The following is a 13363-nucleotide window of genomic DNA, read 5'->3' as shown; positions in this document are numbered from 1 at the left end:
GCGGTCTTCCTTACGGATCAACGTTATAGGTCATGCCGTCGACGGCAAGCGCCTGCCCCGACACCATCTTCGCCCCCTCCGAGGCAAGAAACAACGCCATGGCGGCGACATCTTCGGGGTCGGACAGCCGCTTCATCGCGGTGCCGCTGGCATAGCCTTGCCGCACGGCATCCGGCGTCATGCCCTTGGCCGCGGCCTCGGCCTCGATCACCCGGTCGATGCGGGGGCCGTTCACCGACCCCGGGCAGATCGCATTGGCGCGGATGCCATGGGGGCCGAGTTCCATGGCCACGGTCTTCATCAGGCCGATGACGCCCCATTTCGCCGCCACATAGGGGGCGCGAAAGGGCGTGCCGTAAAGACCGGAGGTGGAGGAGGTGAAGATCATCACGCCCTTGCCCGCTGGCTTCATCAGCCGCGCCGCGTGTTTCGCCGCGATCATCGCGCCATCGAGGTTGACGGCAAGGCAGGCATGCCATTCCGCAAGGTCCATGTCCTCGATCGCGGCGGTCGGGCCCTTGATCCCTGCATTGGCGCAAAGCACGTCCAGCCCGCCCCAATCGGCGGTGATGGCGGCGAAGAGCGCGACCATCTCGCCTTCATCCGAGGCATCGCAGCGGGTGGCGCGCATGCCTTCCGGCACGGCGGCCACGGCGGCGGCATCCACATCGGTCACCCAGACCCGATCACCCACCGCAGCAAAGGCCCGGGCCATTTCCAGCCCGATGCCATTCGCCCCTGCCGTGATCAGGACGCGGCGTGTCACTTCTTCTGCCCCACATGGCGGCCCGCCGCTTCGGGTTTCGGCAGGGCGGCATGGGCCTTGGCGATGGGCAGCAGGCGATCAAGGATCGCGGGCGGCGCCGCGCAGGTCTTGCCTGCCTTCATGTCGACATGCAGCAGCATCTGTTCCAGCGTCGCCACCGCCTCATCGCCTTTCAGGATGCGGATGAAGACATGCAGCCGCTTCTCATCGGCATGGATCACCTGCACCGTCCCCGACAGCGCATCGCCCAGCTTCGCCTCGCCCAGATGCATGATGTGCGTCTCGGCGGTGTAATAGCTGAAGCCCGTGCCGACATAGGCGATATCGGCCCCGATATGGCGCAGGAAGGCGTCAGAGGTTTCCGAGGCCGCAAAGAGATAGCGGCTTTCGGTCATGTGGCCGTTATAGTCGATCCAGCCCGGCAGGACATGCATGCGCGCCATTTCCATGGGGGCCGCGCTGTCGGGCGACGGGTCGGGCATCGCCTGACGGCGGCGGGCGTCGTGGTCCAGAAGCACCTTGCCCGCGCCCCAGTTCCGTTCCTTCAACACCCGCAGGAAGCCGATCAGGTTCTGGTCGCGGATGCGTTCCAGTTCGCGGATGGTATGGTGCCCCGATTGCGCGTCGGATTGCCCGGCGATGAGGTCCACGAGGTCGTCATTGAATTCGGGGACATCCATCAGTTTGGTCCAGGGCCATGTCAGGCAGGGGCCGAATTGGGCCATGAAATGCTTCATCCCCGCCTCGCCGCCCGCGATGCGGTAGGTCTCGAACAGGCCCATCTGGCCCCAGCGCAGGCCGAAGCCCATGCGGATCGCCTCGTCGATTTCCTCGGTCGTGGCGATGCCGTCCTTCACGAGCCACAGCGCCTCGCGCCAGACCGCTTCGAGGAAGCGGTCGGCGATATGGGCGTCGATTTCCTTGCGGATATGCAGGGGGAACATCCCGATTTCGCGCAGGATCTCCTTCGCGGCTTCGATCAGCGCCGGGTCGGATTTCACTGAGGGCACGATCTCGGCCAGCGGCAGCAGGTAGACGGGGTTGAAGGGGTGCGCGACGAAGATCGTCGCGGGGTTGGCGGCGTTCTGCTGCAACTCGGAGGGTTTGAAGCCCGAGGTGGAGGATCCGATGGGGGTATCCGGTGCCACCTGCTGGATCTGGGCAAAGACGCGGTGCTTCAGGTCCAGCCGTTCGGAAACGGATTCCTGAATGTAGTCGGCGCCTTCCACGGCCTCGGTGATGGTGGCGGCGAAGGTCAGCCTGCCTTCGGGCGGCATCGGGCCATCGGACAGGGCAGGCAGCGCGCGCTTGGCATTGGCGATGACCTCGCCCACCTTGCGCGGGGCCTCCGGATCGGGGTCGAAGACCACCACATCCCAGCCATTGAGCAGGAAGCGCGCGGCCCAGCCGCCGCCGATGACCCCACCCCCGATGATGCCCGCCTTGCGCGCCATGTCCGTTCTCTCCGTCAGACGGCCCATAGAAGGGCCAAGGCCAGCAGCGCGATCAGCGCCGCCCCGATGATGCCCGCGCGGGGCAGGAAGGTCCCCTGCCCCGGCGGCTGTTCCCGTGGCACCCGGGCGTCGCCGCCCTGTGCCCTGCCATCCTGCGCCCGCCCTGCAAGACGTATCGCCTCGTCCGAGAAGGCGACGGTGACAGCGCCGGGCGGCGGGTGGTGCAGCGCCACCCCGTGCCGCTGCGCCATCTGTTCCGGCGTCACCTCGCCCTGACGCAGGGCCTGTGCCTCTTCGCCCGTGATGCGGACCTGCACCGGGCGCGCCTCTTGCGCGATGGTGCGGAGGAGGAAGCCCGCCTCCAGCGGCTCCAGCACCCAGCCCTGCCCCAGGGGAATCAGCCGCGCGATGCTTTGCGCGGCATGGGGCGGCGGGATGGAGCCGACCTTTTCCACCCTATTTCGGCAAGGGCGGGCGCTTGTCCAGCTTGAGCCGGGCGCGCACTTCGGCGGGGGTGATGACGCGGGCGCCCATGTTTTCGACGATGGTCGCCGCGCGTTCGACAAGCTGGGCGTTGGTGGCCAGCACGCCCTTGTCGAGCCAGAGGTTGTCTTCCAGCCCGACGCGGACATTGCCGCCCGCCAGCACCGCCGCCGCGACATAGGCCATCTGGTTGCGACCCAGAGAGAAGGCCGAATAGTGCCAGCCTGCGGGGACGTTGTTCACCATCGCCATGAAGGTGTTCAGGTCATCCGGCGCGCCCCACGGCACGCCCATGCAAAGCTGCACCAGCACCGGTTCGGGGATCACGCCTTCCTTCACCAGTTCCTTGGCCAGCCAGAGGTGGCCGGTATCAAAGGCCTCGATCTCGATCCGAACGCCTGCCGCCGTCATGCGTTTCGCCATGTCGCGCAGCATGCCGGGCGTGTTGACCATGACGTAATCGGCTTCGTTGAAATTCATTGTGCCGCAGTCGAGCGTGCAGATTTCCGGGCGGCATTCCACGACATGCGCCACCCGTTCCGTGGCGCCCGCCATGTCGGAGCGGGGGCCGATGCGGCCCATATCCTCGGTCCCTTCGAAATAGATGTCGCCGCCCATCCCGGCGGTCAGGTTCAGCACCACATCGGTCGCGGAATCCCGAATGCGTTCCGTGACTTCGCGGTAAAGCGCGGGGTCGCGGGCGGGTTTGCCGGTTTCGGGGTCGCGGACATGGCAATGCACCACCGCCGCGCCCGCCTTGGCCGCCGCGATGGCGCTTTCCGCGATCTGCTGGGGGCTGCGCGGCACATGCGGGCTGCGGTCCTGCGTGCCGCCCGATCCGGTCACGGCACAGGTGATGAAAACCTCGCGATTCATGGCGAGCGGCATGGCGGTCCTCCCTTGTCTTCCTGCAAGATTAGCCTGCTTGCGCCGCGATGCTTTGCGCTTTACGCAATTCATATGGCCGAAAACGTCAACATTTTCCTTCCCTCCCGTGCGCCCCTGACGCTGGCGGTGCTGGTGCTGCCGCATGCCTCGATCCTCGAGGTGGCCTCGGTGCTTGATCCCATGCGGGCGGCGAACCGGCATCTGGGGGAAGAGGCCTATCGCTGGCGCGTGGTGTCACCCGATGGGCGGCCCGTTCCGCTGACCTGCGGGATCGAATTGCCCTCGGCGGGGCCGCTGGCTTCGGCCGAAGGGGCGGATGTGCTGATGGTGATCGTGGGCTATCGGCAGGCCGAGGTGGCGACGCGGCCCTTCCTGCAGGCCCTGCGGCGGATGGCGCCCCGGTTCCGGCTGATCGCGGGGGTGGATGCGGGGGCCTGGGTGATGGCGCGGGCGGGGTTGCTGGATGGCTATCGGGCGACCGTGCATTGGGAAGACCTGGAGGATTTCGCGGCCGCCTTCCCGCAGATGGAATGCCTGCCAGACCGCTATGTCATTGATCGCAATAGGGTAACCGTGGGGGGTGCGGCACCGGCGCAGGACCTGATGCTGCATCTGATCGCAAGCCGCCATGGGGCGCCCCTGGCGCGGCAGGTGGCGGCGTCTTTCCTGACGACGCAGCGCGCGGGGCATGAGCCGCAGGTGGCCCCGCCGCAGCGCGACCCGCGGCTGGATGGGCGGGTGGCCGAGGCGATTGCCCGGATGGAGGCGCGGATCGACGATCCCGAACCCATGGCGCGCATCGCGCGGGCGGTGGGGCTGTCGCCCCGGCGGATGGAAAGCCTTTTCCATCAATACCTTGGCGAAAGCCCAGGGGCCTATGCGATGGGCCTGCGCCTGCAGGCCGCGCGGCGGTTGGTGACGGATACGCGCCATCCCCTGGCCGAGGTGGCGCTGCGGACGGGGTTTTCGTCCCCCTCTACCCTGAGCCGGGCGTTCAGTCGGCGGTTCGGGGTGCCGCCTTCGGCGCTGCGGCGGGGGCAAGGCCCTGCGAACGCTGCGTTTTCTTCCCGGCCGAGGTGAAAAAACCCGTGCCACGGCCGGTGCAGACAGCCGGTGCAGACGGCTGTGCATACGCCCGGGCACCGTTTTTTCCTTTAACCCTGTTTGCAGAAAATCCGGGCTGTGGCGGGTGGCGCGCTGTCCCGGCGGCGCGCTTGCGGGATCTGTCGATTGGGTATTTGGGCCAAGATGAAGGGGCTAGTCGGTCTCTGCCTGATCGGCGGCGGCGGCCCGGCGGCGGAGCGCCGCGAAGAGGCGGGTCTGGAGCGCGGAGGCGAGGAAGAGGCCGACCGAGAGGATCAGCCCGACCATCCCCGTGATCAGCGCATAGCCGATCCCCGTGACGCGGGTGGTGGCGCGCAGGAGGCGGGCCTTTCCCAGAACCTCGGCCCGGGCGGTGATGCGCGGGCCCAGCGCCTGTGTCGCATCGGCAAGACGGCGGGCATCGTTCGCATCGTCGATCAGCGGCAGGAGGTGGAGCGCCGTGGTGGTATCGGTCGCGCCCCGGATGCGGTCGAGGTCGGCGGCGATGGAGACGAGGGGGGCGAAGGCATCGGCGCGGAGCGAGAGGGCGACATCGTCGAGGCTGCGGGCGCGGCGCAGCGCGATCCAGTCCACCCCATCCGTCGCGGCGCGGGTGGTGAGCGCGGTGAGGCGCGGCGACAGGCGGTTCATGGCGCGCGCGGTCTTCAGGGCGGAGGCGCCCAGTTTGGCCGCGGCAGAGGTGCCCGCGGTGGCGACGACGGTCGCCGTCGCGCCAAGGCCGATGATCGAGAGGGTGACGGCGATGCGGTCCACCTCGGCCCCGGCCATGTAGTCGATCCCGGCATCGGTGATGGTGGCAAGGTCACCGATGGGGGTGAGCATGATCGGGGCCTGACACATCATGAAGGTGGACAGCGTGCAGGCCGCCGGGTCCAGTGCGCAGGCGGCGCAATTGGCGGCATTGGCCCAGAGGCCGGAATCTTCTTCCCATGCGGCGTCATAGGCGGCCTGCGTTTCGGGGGGCAGCGGTTGGCCCAGTTCGGTGGCGAGGTCGCGCAGGGATTGCAGCACGACCCAATCGCGGCGGTCGGCGGCGAGGTGTTCGGTGATCCGGGCGGGGATGGTGCCGGGGGAAAGGCGGGCGAGTTCGCGGTCGATGGCGGCGGTAATCTCGGATGTTGTCGCCGCGCGCAGGGGGGCGAGGGTCGGGTCCATCGCGATGCGGCCCGCCGAGAGGAGGGTGAGCGCAAGCGAACCTGCGATCACCAGCGTCATGGCATGGCGTGCGAGACGCCGGAACATCAGCGCCCCGTCATGACCGACGCGAGCGGACCATGCCGACGATGTCATAGACCTGATCGACGATGGGCCGCGCGATGGCATCGGCGCGGTCCGCGCCCTGGCCCAGAATTCGGTCGATCTCGGCCGGGTCCTGCATCAGGCGGTTCATCTCCAGCGTGATGGGTTCCAGTTTCTCCACCGCCAGATCGGCCAGCGCCGGTTTGAACGTGCCGAATTGCGCCCCCGCATAGTCGCGGATCACCTGTTCGGGGGTGTGTCCGGCAAGGGCTGCGTAGATGTTCACGAGGTTGCGCGCCTCGGGCCGGTCCTTCAACCCGTCGAGGGTTTCGGGCAGGGGTTCCGGGTCCGTCTTGGCCTTGCGGATCTTCTTGGCGATGGTGTCGGCATCGTCGGTCAGGTTGATGCGTGACTGATCCGAGGGGTCGGATTTCGACATCTTTTTCGTGCCGTCGCGAAGCGACATCACGCGGGTGGCGGCGCCTTCGATCACCGGTTCGACGATGGGGAAGAAATTCACGCCATAGTCATTGTTGAACTTGATCGCGATGTCGCGGCAAAGCTCCAGATGCTGTTTCTGGTCATCGCCCACGGGGACATGGGTCGCCTTGTAGGCAAGGATGTCGGCGGCCATCAGCGAGGGATAGGCGAAGAGGCCGAGGGAGACGTTTTCCGAATTCTTCCCCGCCTTGTCCTTGAACTGGGTCATCCTGCTCATCCAGCCCATGCGGGCGATGCAGTTGAAGATCCAGCCCAGTTCCACATGGGCGGAGACCTGGCTCTGGTTGAAGAGGATGGAGCGCGCGGGGTCGATCCCTGCGGCGATGAAGGCGGCGGCGCCTTCGCGGGTCTGCTGACGCAGTTTCACCGGGTCTTGCCAGACGGTGATCGCGTGCATGTCCACCATGCAGTAGATCGTTTCGATGCCTTCCTCCTGCTTTTCCACGAAACGCTTCAGCGCGCCGAGGTAGTTGCCCAGCGTCAGCCCCCCGGAGGGCTGGATGCCCGAGAAGATGCGCGTGGGGAAGGCAGCCTGAGGCGTTTGGACCGGCTCGGCCATGATATGCTCCGTCTGGAAATGGTTGCGCTTTCCGCTTATCGCTGGGGCGGCGGGGCGTCAATCGACCCTGCTTGCCCGTTGACACAACCGAGAGCTGCCCGGAATGCAGGATCGCAATGCGCCCCCCCTGAACCCGCTGCCTGCGATCATCTGGATCCTGGCCCTGCCCATCATCGCGATGGAGGTGGTGCTGGCGCTGGGCGGGGCCGGGCTGGCCGGGGGGGCGGATGGCGCGGGCTGGCGGCTGGAGGCGCTGGAGCGGTTCGCCTTTTCGCCGCCGCTGATGCAGGCGATGATGGAGCGGGGCGATTATCCGCTGCGCCACCTGATGCGGGTGGTGAGCTATGTCTTTGTCCATGGCAACACGACGCATGCGCTGTTCGTGGTGGTGATCCTGCTGGCCTTGGGAAAGATGGTGGGCGAGGTGTTCCGCTGGTGGGCGGTGGTGGTGGTGTTCCTTGGGGCGGCGGTGGCGGGGGCCTTTGCCTTCATGCTGGTGCCGGGGAATGCGGCGCCGCTGTTCGGGGGCTATCCTGCGGTTTACGGGTTGATCGGGGGGTTCACCTTCCTGCTGTGGGTGAACCTGGCCGCGGTGGGGGCGAACAAGTATCGGGCCTTCAGCCTGATCGGGTTCCTGTTGGGGATACAGCTTGTCTTTGGGGTGATCTTTGGCGGCGGGCTGGAATGGGTGGCGGATCTGGCGGGGTTTGCCACCGGGTTCCTCTTGTCCTTCGTCGTCAGCCCCGGGGGCTGGGGGCGGGTGCTGGCGAAGATGCGTCAGCGCTGACGGCGCAGCGCGGATTTCAGGTCTGACAGGCGGATCGCGCCAAGGGCGAGGGCGGCCATGGCATAGCTGGCCATGCCCGCGCCGACAAGAAGGGCGAGGCCGGCCACGCGCCAGCCGCGGCTGCCGAGCATCGGGCCGAGAAGGATCATCCCCCCCCAGAGGACCGCGCCCATGAGGGCGCTGGCGATCAGGATGCGGGGAAGGCGCGTGCGGAAGCGGGGGTCGAAGCGGGCCTCATCGCCCATTTTCCGGGTGCCGAGCCAGAGTTGCAGCACCATGATCCAGCCGGAAAGGGTGGTGGCAAGCGCCGCCGCCGCAAAGCCGATGACGGGCAGCAGGCCCACGGCGATGGCGGCGTTGACCACCATCGACCAGAGGGCAAAGCGGAAGGGAGAACGGGTATCCTCACGCGCGTAGTAGAGCGGTTGAAAGACCTTGTGCAGGACGAAGGCGGGCAGGCCCGCGCCGTAGATGGCGAGGGCGAGGGCCGTGGCTGCCGTATCATCTGGGCCGAAGGCGCCGCGCTGGAAGAGAACCTCGCAGAGCGGCAGCGCGATGACGACAAGGGCCACCGCGGCGGGGATCGTGAGGAAGAGCGCGAATTCGGTGCCGCGGTTGAAGGAGGCGCAGCCGCCTTCCGCATCGCCGGCGCGCAGGCGGCGCGAGAGGTCGGGCAGCAGGACGGTGCCGACGGCAATGGCCACGACGCCCAAGGGGAGTTGGTAGAGACGGTCGGCATAGGAGAGCCAGGCCACCGCGCCTTCGGTGAAGGAGGCGACCTGGCGGCCGACGAGGAGGTTGATCTGCACCACGCCGCCCGCCAGCACGGCAGGCGCGGCGATGACAGCGAGGCGTTTGAGTTCCGGGGTGAGACGGGGCAGGCCCGGCGTGAAGCGGAAGCCCGCGCGATGGGCGCTGACCCAAGTGAAGGCGAGTTGGGCGATGCCCGTCAGGGGGACGGTCCAGGCCAGCGTAAGGCCCATGTCCCAGCCCCAGTGATCGGCCAGCAGCATGGCGGCGATGAACATCAGGTTCATCAGGACGGGGACGAAGCTGGCCTCGGTAAAGCGGCCAAAGGCGTTGAGGACACCGGAGAGCAGCGCCACGAGCGAGATGAAGAGGATGTAGACAAAGGAGATGCGCCCGAAGAGGACGGCAAGGTCGAACCGCGCGTCCCCCACAAAGCCCGAGGCCATGAGCCAGACCAGCCAGGGCATGGCCAGCGTGCCAAGGATGGAAAAGACGATCAGCACCGCCGCCAGCCCGTTGAAGGCATCGCGGGCGAAGCCCTGGGCGTCTTCGCCCGCCTCCAGCTTCTTCGAGAACATCGGCACGAAGGCCATGTTGAAGGCCCCTTCGGCGAAGAAGCGGCGGAACATGTTGGGCAGGGAAAAGGCGATCAGGAACGCCTCGGCCACCGGCCCCGCGCCCAGATAGGCCGCCATCATCACGTCGCGGGCAAAGCCCGCCCCGCGCGAAAGCAGCGTCCAGCCGCCCACGGTGAGGATGGAGCGGATGAGGCGGATGGGCTGCATCAGCCGGCCGCCCGTTCCGCGCCTTCGGCGATGGCCTGGCGCAGTTTCCGCTCCAGCGCTTCCTGCTTTGACTTGGCGTGAAGCTTCAGGCCGAACATGTCCTTCACATAGAAGCTGTCCACCACCTGCGCGCCGAAGGTCGCGATCACGGCAGAGGCGATGTAGATGTTGTTGGCGGCCAGCGTGCGCGTCAGATCGTAAAGCAGGCCGGGACGATCCCGCGTATCCACCTCGATGATCGTGTAGATATCCGACCCTTCGTTGTCGAAGGTGATATGGGTGGGAAAGCGGAATTCGCGTTCGCGCTTCTTCACCTTGTCGCGATCCTTCAGCGCCTCGCGCGGGACGACCTCGCCCTTCAGGGTTTTCTCGATCATGCCGCGCAGGCGCGGCAGGCGGGCCACCTCATAGGGTTTGCCGTCGCTGTCCTGCACCCAGAAGACGGCGGTGGCATAGCCGTCCTTCGAGGTATAGGTGCGGGCATCCACCACATTGGCCCCGACCAGCGCCAGCGCCCCCGCAAGGCGCGAGAAGATGCCGGGGTGATCGGCCAGCGCGAAACAGGCGCGGGTGGCATCGCGGTCGGCATCGGGATGCAGGTCGATGCGGATATCGGTATCGGGCAGATCCTTGAGCAGGCGGGCAAAGACCACATGGGTATCGGTGGGCAGGCCCTGCCAATAGGGCGCGTAGTGGCGCGTCGCCTCGTGCCGCAGGTCGGCGGCGGGCCAATCCTTCAGCCGCTCGCGCAGGGCGCGCTTGGCCTCATCCTCGCGGTTCTCGCGGTTGAGGGATTCGATCCCGGCCTCCAGCGCCTCGGCCGTCTGGCCGTAAAGCTGGCGCAGGAGCATGGCCTTCCAGTTGTTCCAGGTGCCGGGGCCGACGCCGCGGATATCGCAGACCGTCAGCACCGTCAGCAGATCGAGCCGCCGCCGCGATTTCACCGCCTTGCCGAAATCGCGCACGGTGCGGGGATCGCCGATGTCGCGCTTCTGCGCAGTGTCGGACATCAGAAGGTGATTGCGCACCAGCCATTCGACGGTTTCCGTCTCTTCCGGCGAAAGGCCCAGCCGGGGGCAGACACGGCGCGCGATCTGCGCGCCCAGGATCGAGTGATCCTCGGGGCGGCCCTTGCCGATATCGTGCAGGAACAGCGCAAGATAGAGGATCTTGCGATCCACCCCCGCCTTGAGGATGCCGGAAACGACGGGAAGTTCCTCGACCAGCTCGCCGCGTTCGATCTGGGCCAGGATCGAGATGCACTGGATGATGTGTTCGTCCACCGTGTAGTGGTGATAGACGTTGAACTGCATCATCGCGACGACGGGTTCGAATTCCGGGATGAAGGCGGCCAGCACGCCCAACTCGTTCATCCGCCGCAGGGCGCGTTCGGGGTTGCCGTGTTTCAGCAGCAGATCAAGGAAGATCTGCACCGCTTCGGGATCGGCGCGCATGTCGTCGTCGATCAGGTCGAGATGGGCGGTGATCTGCAGCATCACGTTGGGATGCATCAGATAGCCGGTGCGCAGCGCCTCTTCGAAGACGCGCAGGATGTTCAGCTTGTCGGCAAAGAAACGCTGCGGCTCGGCCAGATCAAGCCGCCCCTGAACCAGCTTGTAGCCCGCCTTGATGCGCTTGCTGCGGCGGAAGATGCCCAGAAGGCTGGCTTCCGGCTTGGCATGGCGGGCCTCAAGCTGGGTGAGGAAGACGCGGGTCAACTCTCCCACGCGGGTGGCGTGGCGGAAATAATCCTGCATGAAATGTTCGACGGCCCGCCTGCCGCCCCTGTCGGCATAGCCCATGCGGGCGGCCACCTCGACCTGCAGATCGAAGGTGAGCTGATCCATGGCGCGGCCGGTGATGTAATGCAGGTGGCAGCGTGCGGCCCAGAGGAAATCCTCGGCCCGGGTGAAGAGATCGTATTCCTCGCGCGTGAGCAGGCCAGCGGCGACCAGACCTTCGGAATCGGTGACACGGTTGAGGTATTTGCCGATCCAGTACAGCGTCTGGAGATCGCGCAGACCGCCCTTCGCCTCTTTCACGTTGGGTTCCAGCACATAGCGCTGTCCGCCCTGCCGCTTGTGGCGTTCGGCCCTTTCGCGCAGCTTGGCCTCGATGAATTCGGGGCCGGAATTGCGGAACAACTCGCCCCAGAGCCGATCGCCCAGTTCGACGGCCAGCGCCTCATACCCGGCGATGAAGCGATGTTCGAGAAGGGCGGTGCGGATGGTGATATCCTCGCGCCCGAGACGGAGGCAATCCTTCACCGTGCGCGAGGAATGGCCGACCTTCAGCTTCAGGTCCCACAGCATGTAGAGCAGGGATTCGATCACCGATTCCGCCCAGGGCGTGATCTTCCAGGGCGTCAGGAACAGCAGGTCCACATCGGAATGGGGGGCCATTTCGGCGCGGCCGAAGCCGCCCACGGCAAGGACGGCCATGCGTTCGGCTTCGGTCGGGTTCGACAGAGGGTGAAGCTGGTGGCGGGCGATGTCGAAGGCGGTGGCGACAAGGCCATCGGTCAGGTGCGACTGGGCGCGGATCAGGGCGCGGGCGTCATGCGGGCGGGCGGCAAAGGCGGCGGCAAGGGCGGCATTGCCGCGGGCCTTCGCCTCGGCCAGGTGCTGCACGGCGATGGCGCGGGCGGCGCGGGGATCATCGGCGCCGGGCAGATCGGCCAGGATGGCCGCGCGCAGGGCGGCGGGGTCGATGATCTGCGCCCCGGGCAGGATCATGCCCGGGGGTTCCGGCGGAAGGCTGCGGTCGGACATGGCCGGAACGGCCCGGGGCATGGCGGCTGGCCCTTGCTGCGCTGCGGTCAGAAGCCCGCCCCGCCAAAGCTGCGCGGGGCCGGGTCGATCACGGTGACGGCGTTGTTCTGGATCCGCGCGATGGCGAGGCCGCGCTCGTTGGTGCCATCGCCGCGCAGGCGGAAGACGCCATTGACGCCGACAAAGCCCGCCCCTTGGGTGAGCGAGGCGCGGTCCATGCCGCGGCCCTGCTTGGCAAGCGCGCCGATGGCGGCGATGCCGTCATAGGCGATGGCGGAAACCGGGTGGGGCAGTTCGCCGAAGGCGGCCTGGTAGCGGGCCTGATACTGGGCGTAAAGCGCGGGATCGGGCATGGCGAAGATGCCGCCCTGCACGCCCGGAAGCGACAGCGTGGCGGCCGGAATGTCCCAGCGCGTCAGGCCGATATACTGGGTGGTGGCGGGGTTGACGCCATTCTCGGACAGAAGCTGGGTGACCAGCGGCAAGGCCCCCGCGGTATCGGCTGTGAGGAAGATCGCCTGCGCGCCGCTGGATTTGGCTTGGGCCGCGATGGCCGGAACGGCCTGCACGATGCCGTTCTGCGAGAATTCGTAGGATCCCGTCGCCGCGACGGTCCCGCCGGCGGCGGCCACGGCATTCTGGATGGCGGCGCGGCCGACCTCGCCCTGGGCATTGCGATCATGCACGATCATGATCTGCGACTTGCCCGCACGGGTGGCATAGGAGGCCAGCCGCTGCGCGGTATTGGCGAAGGTGGGACCAAGGACAAAGACATTGCCCCCCGCGATGGCGGGGTTGTTCGAGAAGCTGAGGACATTCACCCCGGCCGAGGCCACGGCCACACCGGCGGCATTCGCCTCTTCCGCGAAGACCGGGCCGAGGATGACCGTCGCCCCTTCGGCGACCGCCTGCTGCGCGGCGGCCGAAGCCTGGGCCGGATTGCCCGCCGTGGGATAGACCCGCAGGTCGATCTGCACGCCGCCCAGATCGGTGATGGCAAGGCGGGCGGCATTCTCGATCGAGCGGGCGAGAAGCTGGTCGCTGGCCTGACCGGAGCCCGAAGGCACCAGAAGCGCAACCGGCACCGCGGCACCGGGCCGGGTGGCCGGGCCCGCAGTGGGGGTGCAGGCGGCAAGGGCCACGGCAACCACGGACAGGACGGCTGCGCCCAACGACTTGCGGGCGGTGCGCAAAACAGAGAACATGCGGGCTCCTCACCTCTGGGTCGCGGCGACGCGGGCCGCGCTGAAATCGCGGTCAAGCCTAAGGGGTTCGA

General features: G+C 67.2%; 11 protein-coding genes. 2 read left to right on the top strand and 9 right to left on the bottom strand.

The features are described from left to right. Positions 1-10: 10 nt before the first annotated feature. Genes G5V65_RS15720 through G5V65_RS15705 form a run of 4 tightly spaced genes read right to left on the bottom strand, consistent with a single transcriptional unit; the run spans position 11 to position 3591 of the window. A complete protein-coding gene (locus tag G5V65_RS15720) occupies positions 11-766 on the bottom strand; it encodes an SDR family oxidoreductase (protein WP_165051901.1) in 756 nt (251 codons plus the stop codon). After that, positions 763-2220 carry a carnitine 3-dehydrogenase gene (locus tag G5V65_RS15715; protein WP_165051899.1) on the bottom strand — a complete coding sequence of 486 codons (1458 nt, stop codon included), beginning with the start codon at positions 2218-2220 and terminating at the stop codon, positions 763-765. Before G5V65_RS15715 ends, G5V65_RS15720 begins: the two co-directional genes overlap by 4 nt. Positions 2221-2234: 14 nt before the next feature. After that, positions 2235-2675, bottom strand: coding sequence for a hypothetical protein (locus G5V65_RS15710; RefSeq protein WP_165051896.1), 441 nt, complete (start codon positions 2673-2675; stop codon positions 2235-2237). Between the two features lies 1 nt (position 2676). Further along, on the bottom strand, positions 2677-3591 hold the full coding sequence (locus G5V65_RS15705) for a BKACE family enzyme (RefSeq protein ID WP_165051894.1): 915 nt from the start codon (positions 3589-3591) through the stop codon (positions 2677-2679). A 72-nt stretch (positions 3592-3663) separates the two neighbouring features. On the opposite strand from G5V65_RS15705, the gene G5V65_RS15700 reads away from it, so the two are divergent. After that, complete coding sequence (locus tag G5V65_RS15700; protein ID WP_165051892.1) at positions 3664-4671, top strand: GlxA family transcriptional regulator; 1008 nt, start codon at positions 3664-3666, stop codon at positions 4669-4671. Positions 4672-4848: 177 nt separating this feature from the next. Here the strand turns inward: G5V65_RS15700 and G5V65_RS15695 are convergent, their stop codons facing one another. Beyond that, complete coding sequence (locus G5V65_RS15695) at positions 4849-5937, bottom strand: hypothetical protein (protein WP_165051890.1); 1089 nt, start codon at positions 5935-5937, stop codon at positions 4849-4851. 10 nt (positions 5938-5947) lie between these two features. After that, positions 5948-6994, bottom strand: coding sequence for a tryptophan--tRNA ligase (gene trpS / locus G5V65_RS15690; protein WP_165051888.1), 1047 nt, complete (start codon positions 6992-6994; stop codon positions 5948-5950). 103 nt (positions 6995-7097) lie between these two features. On the opposite strand from trpS, the gene G5V65_RS15685 reads away from it, so the two are divergent. Next, a complete protein-coding gene (locus G5V65_RS15685) occupies positions 7098-7781 on the top strand; it encodes a rhomboid family intramembrane serine protease (RefSeq protein WP_165051887.1) in 684 nt (227 codons plus the stop codon). On the opposite strand, the gene murJ is transcribed toward G5V65_RS15685, so the two are convergent. Genes murJ through G5V65_RS15670 form a run of 3 tightly spaced genes read right to left on the bottom strand, consistent with a single transcriptional unit; the run spans position 7772 to position 13292 of the window. Further along, the gene (gene murJ / locus G5V65_RS15680) at positions 7772-9316 is read right to left on the bottom strand and encodes a murein biosynthesis integral membrane protein MurJ (protein ID WP_165051884.1); all 1545 of its coding nucleotides are present in this window, start codon (positions 9314-9316) and stop codon (positions 7772-7774) included. The two genes, G5V65_RS15685 and murJ, sit on opposite strands and share 10 nt — an antisense overlap. After that, entirely contained in the window at positions 9316-12108 is a 2793-nt protein-coding gene (locus tag G5V65_RS15675) for a [protein-PII] uridylyltransferase (protein ID WP_241250599.1), read from the bottom strand. Before G5V65_RS15675 ends, murJ begins: the two co-directional genes overlap by 1 nt. A 26-nt stretch (positions 12109-12134) precedes the next feature. After that, positions 12135-13292, bottom strand: a complete 1158-nt coding sequence (locus G5V65_RS15670; RefSeq protein ID WP_165051882.1) for a penicillin-binding protein activator — start codon at positions 13290-13292, stop codon at positions 12135-12137. Between the last annotated feature and the right edge of the window lie 71 nt (positions 13293-13363).

Origin of the sequence: Paragemmobacter kunshanensis, assembly GCF_011059185.1 — a bacterium.
Taxonomy (GTDB): domain Bacteria; phylum Pseudomonadota; class Alphaproteobacteria; order Rhodobacterales; family Rhodobacteraceae; genus Paragemmobacter; species Paragemmobacter kunshanensis.
The sequence above is the reverse complement of the archived record's forward strand: the minus strand, read 5'-3'. Positions and strand labels throughout refer to the sequence as shown.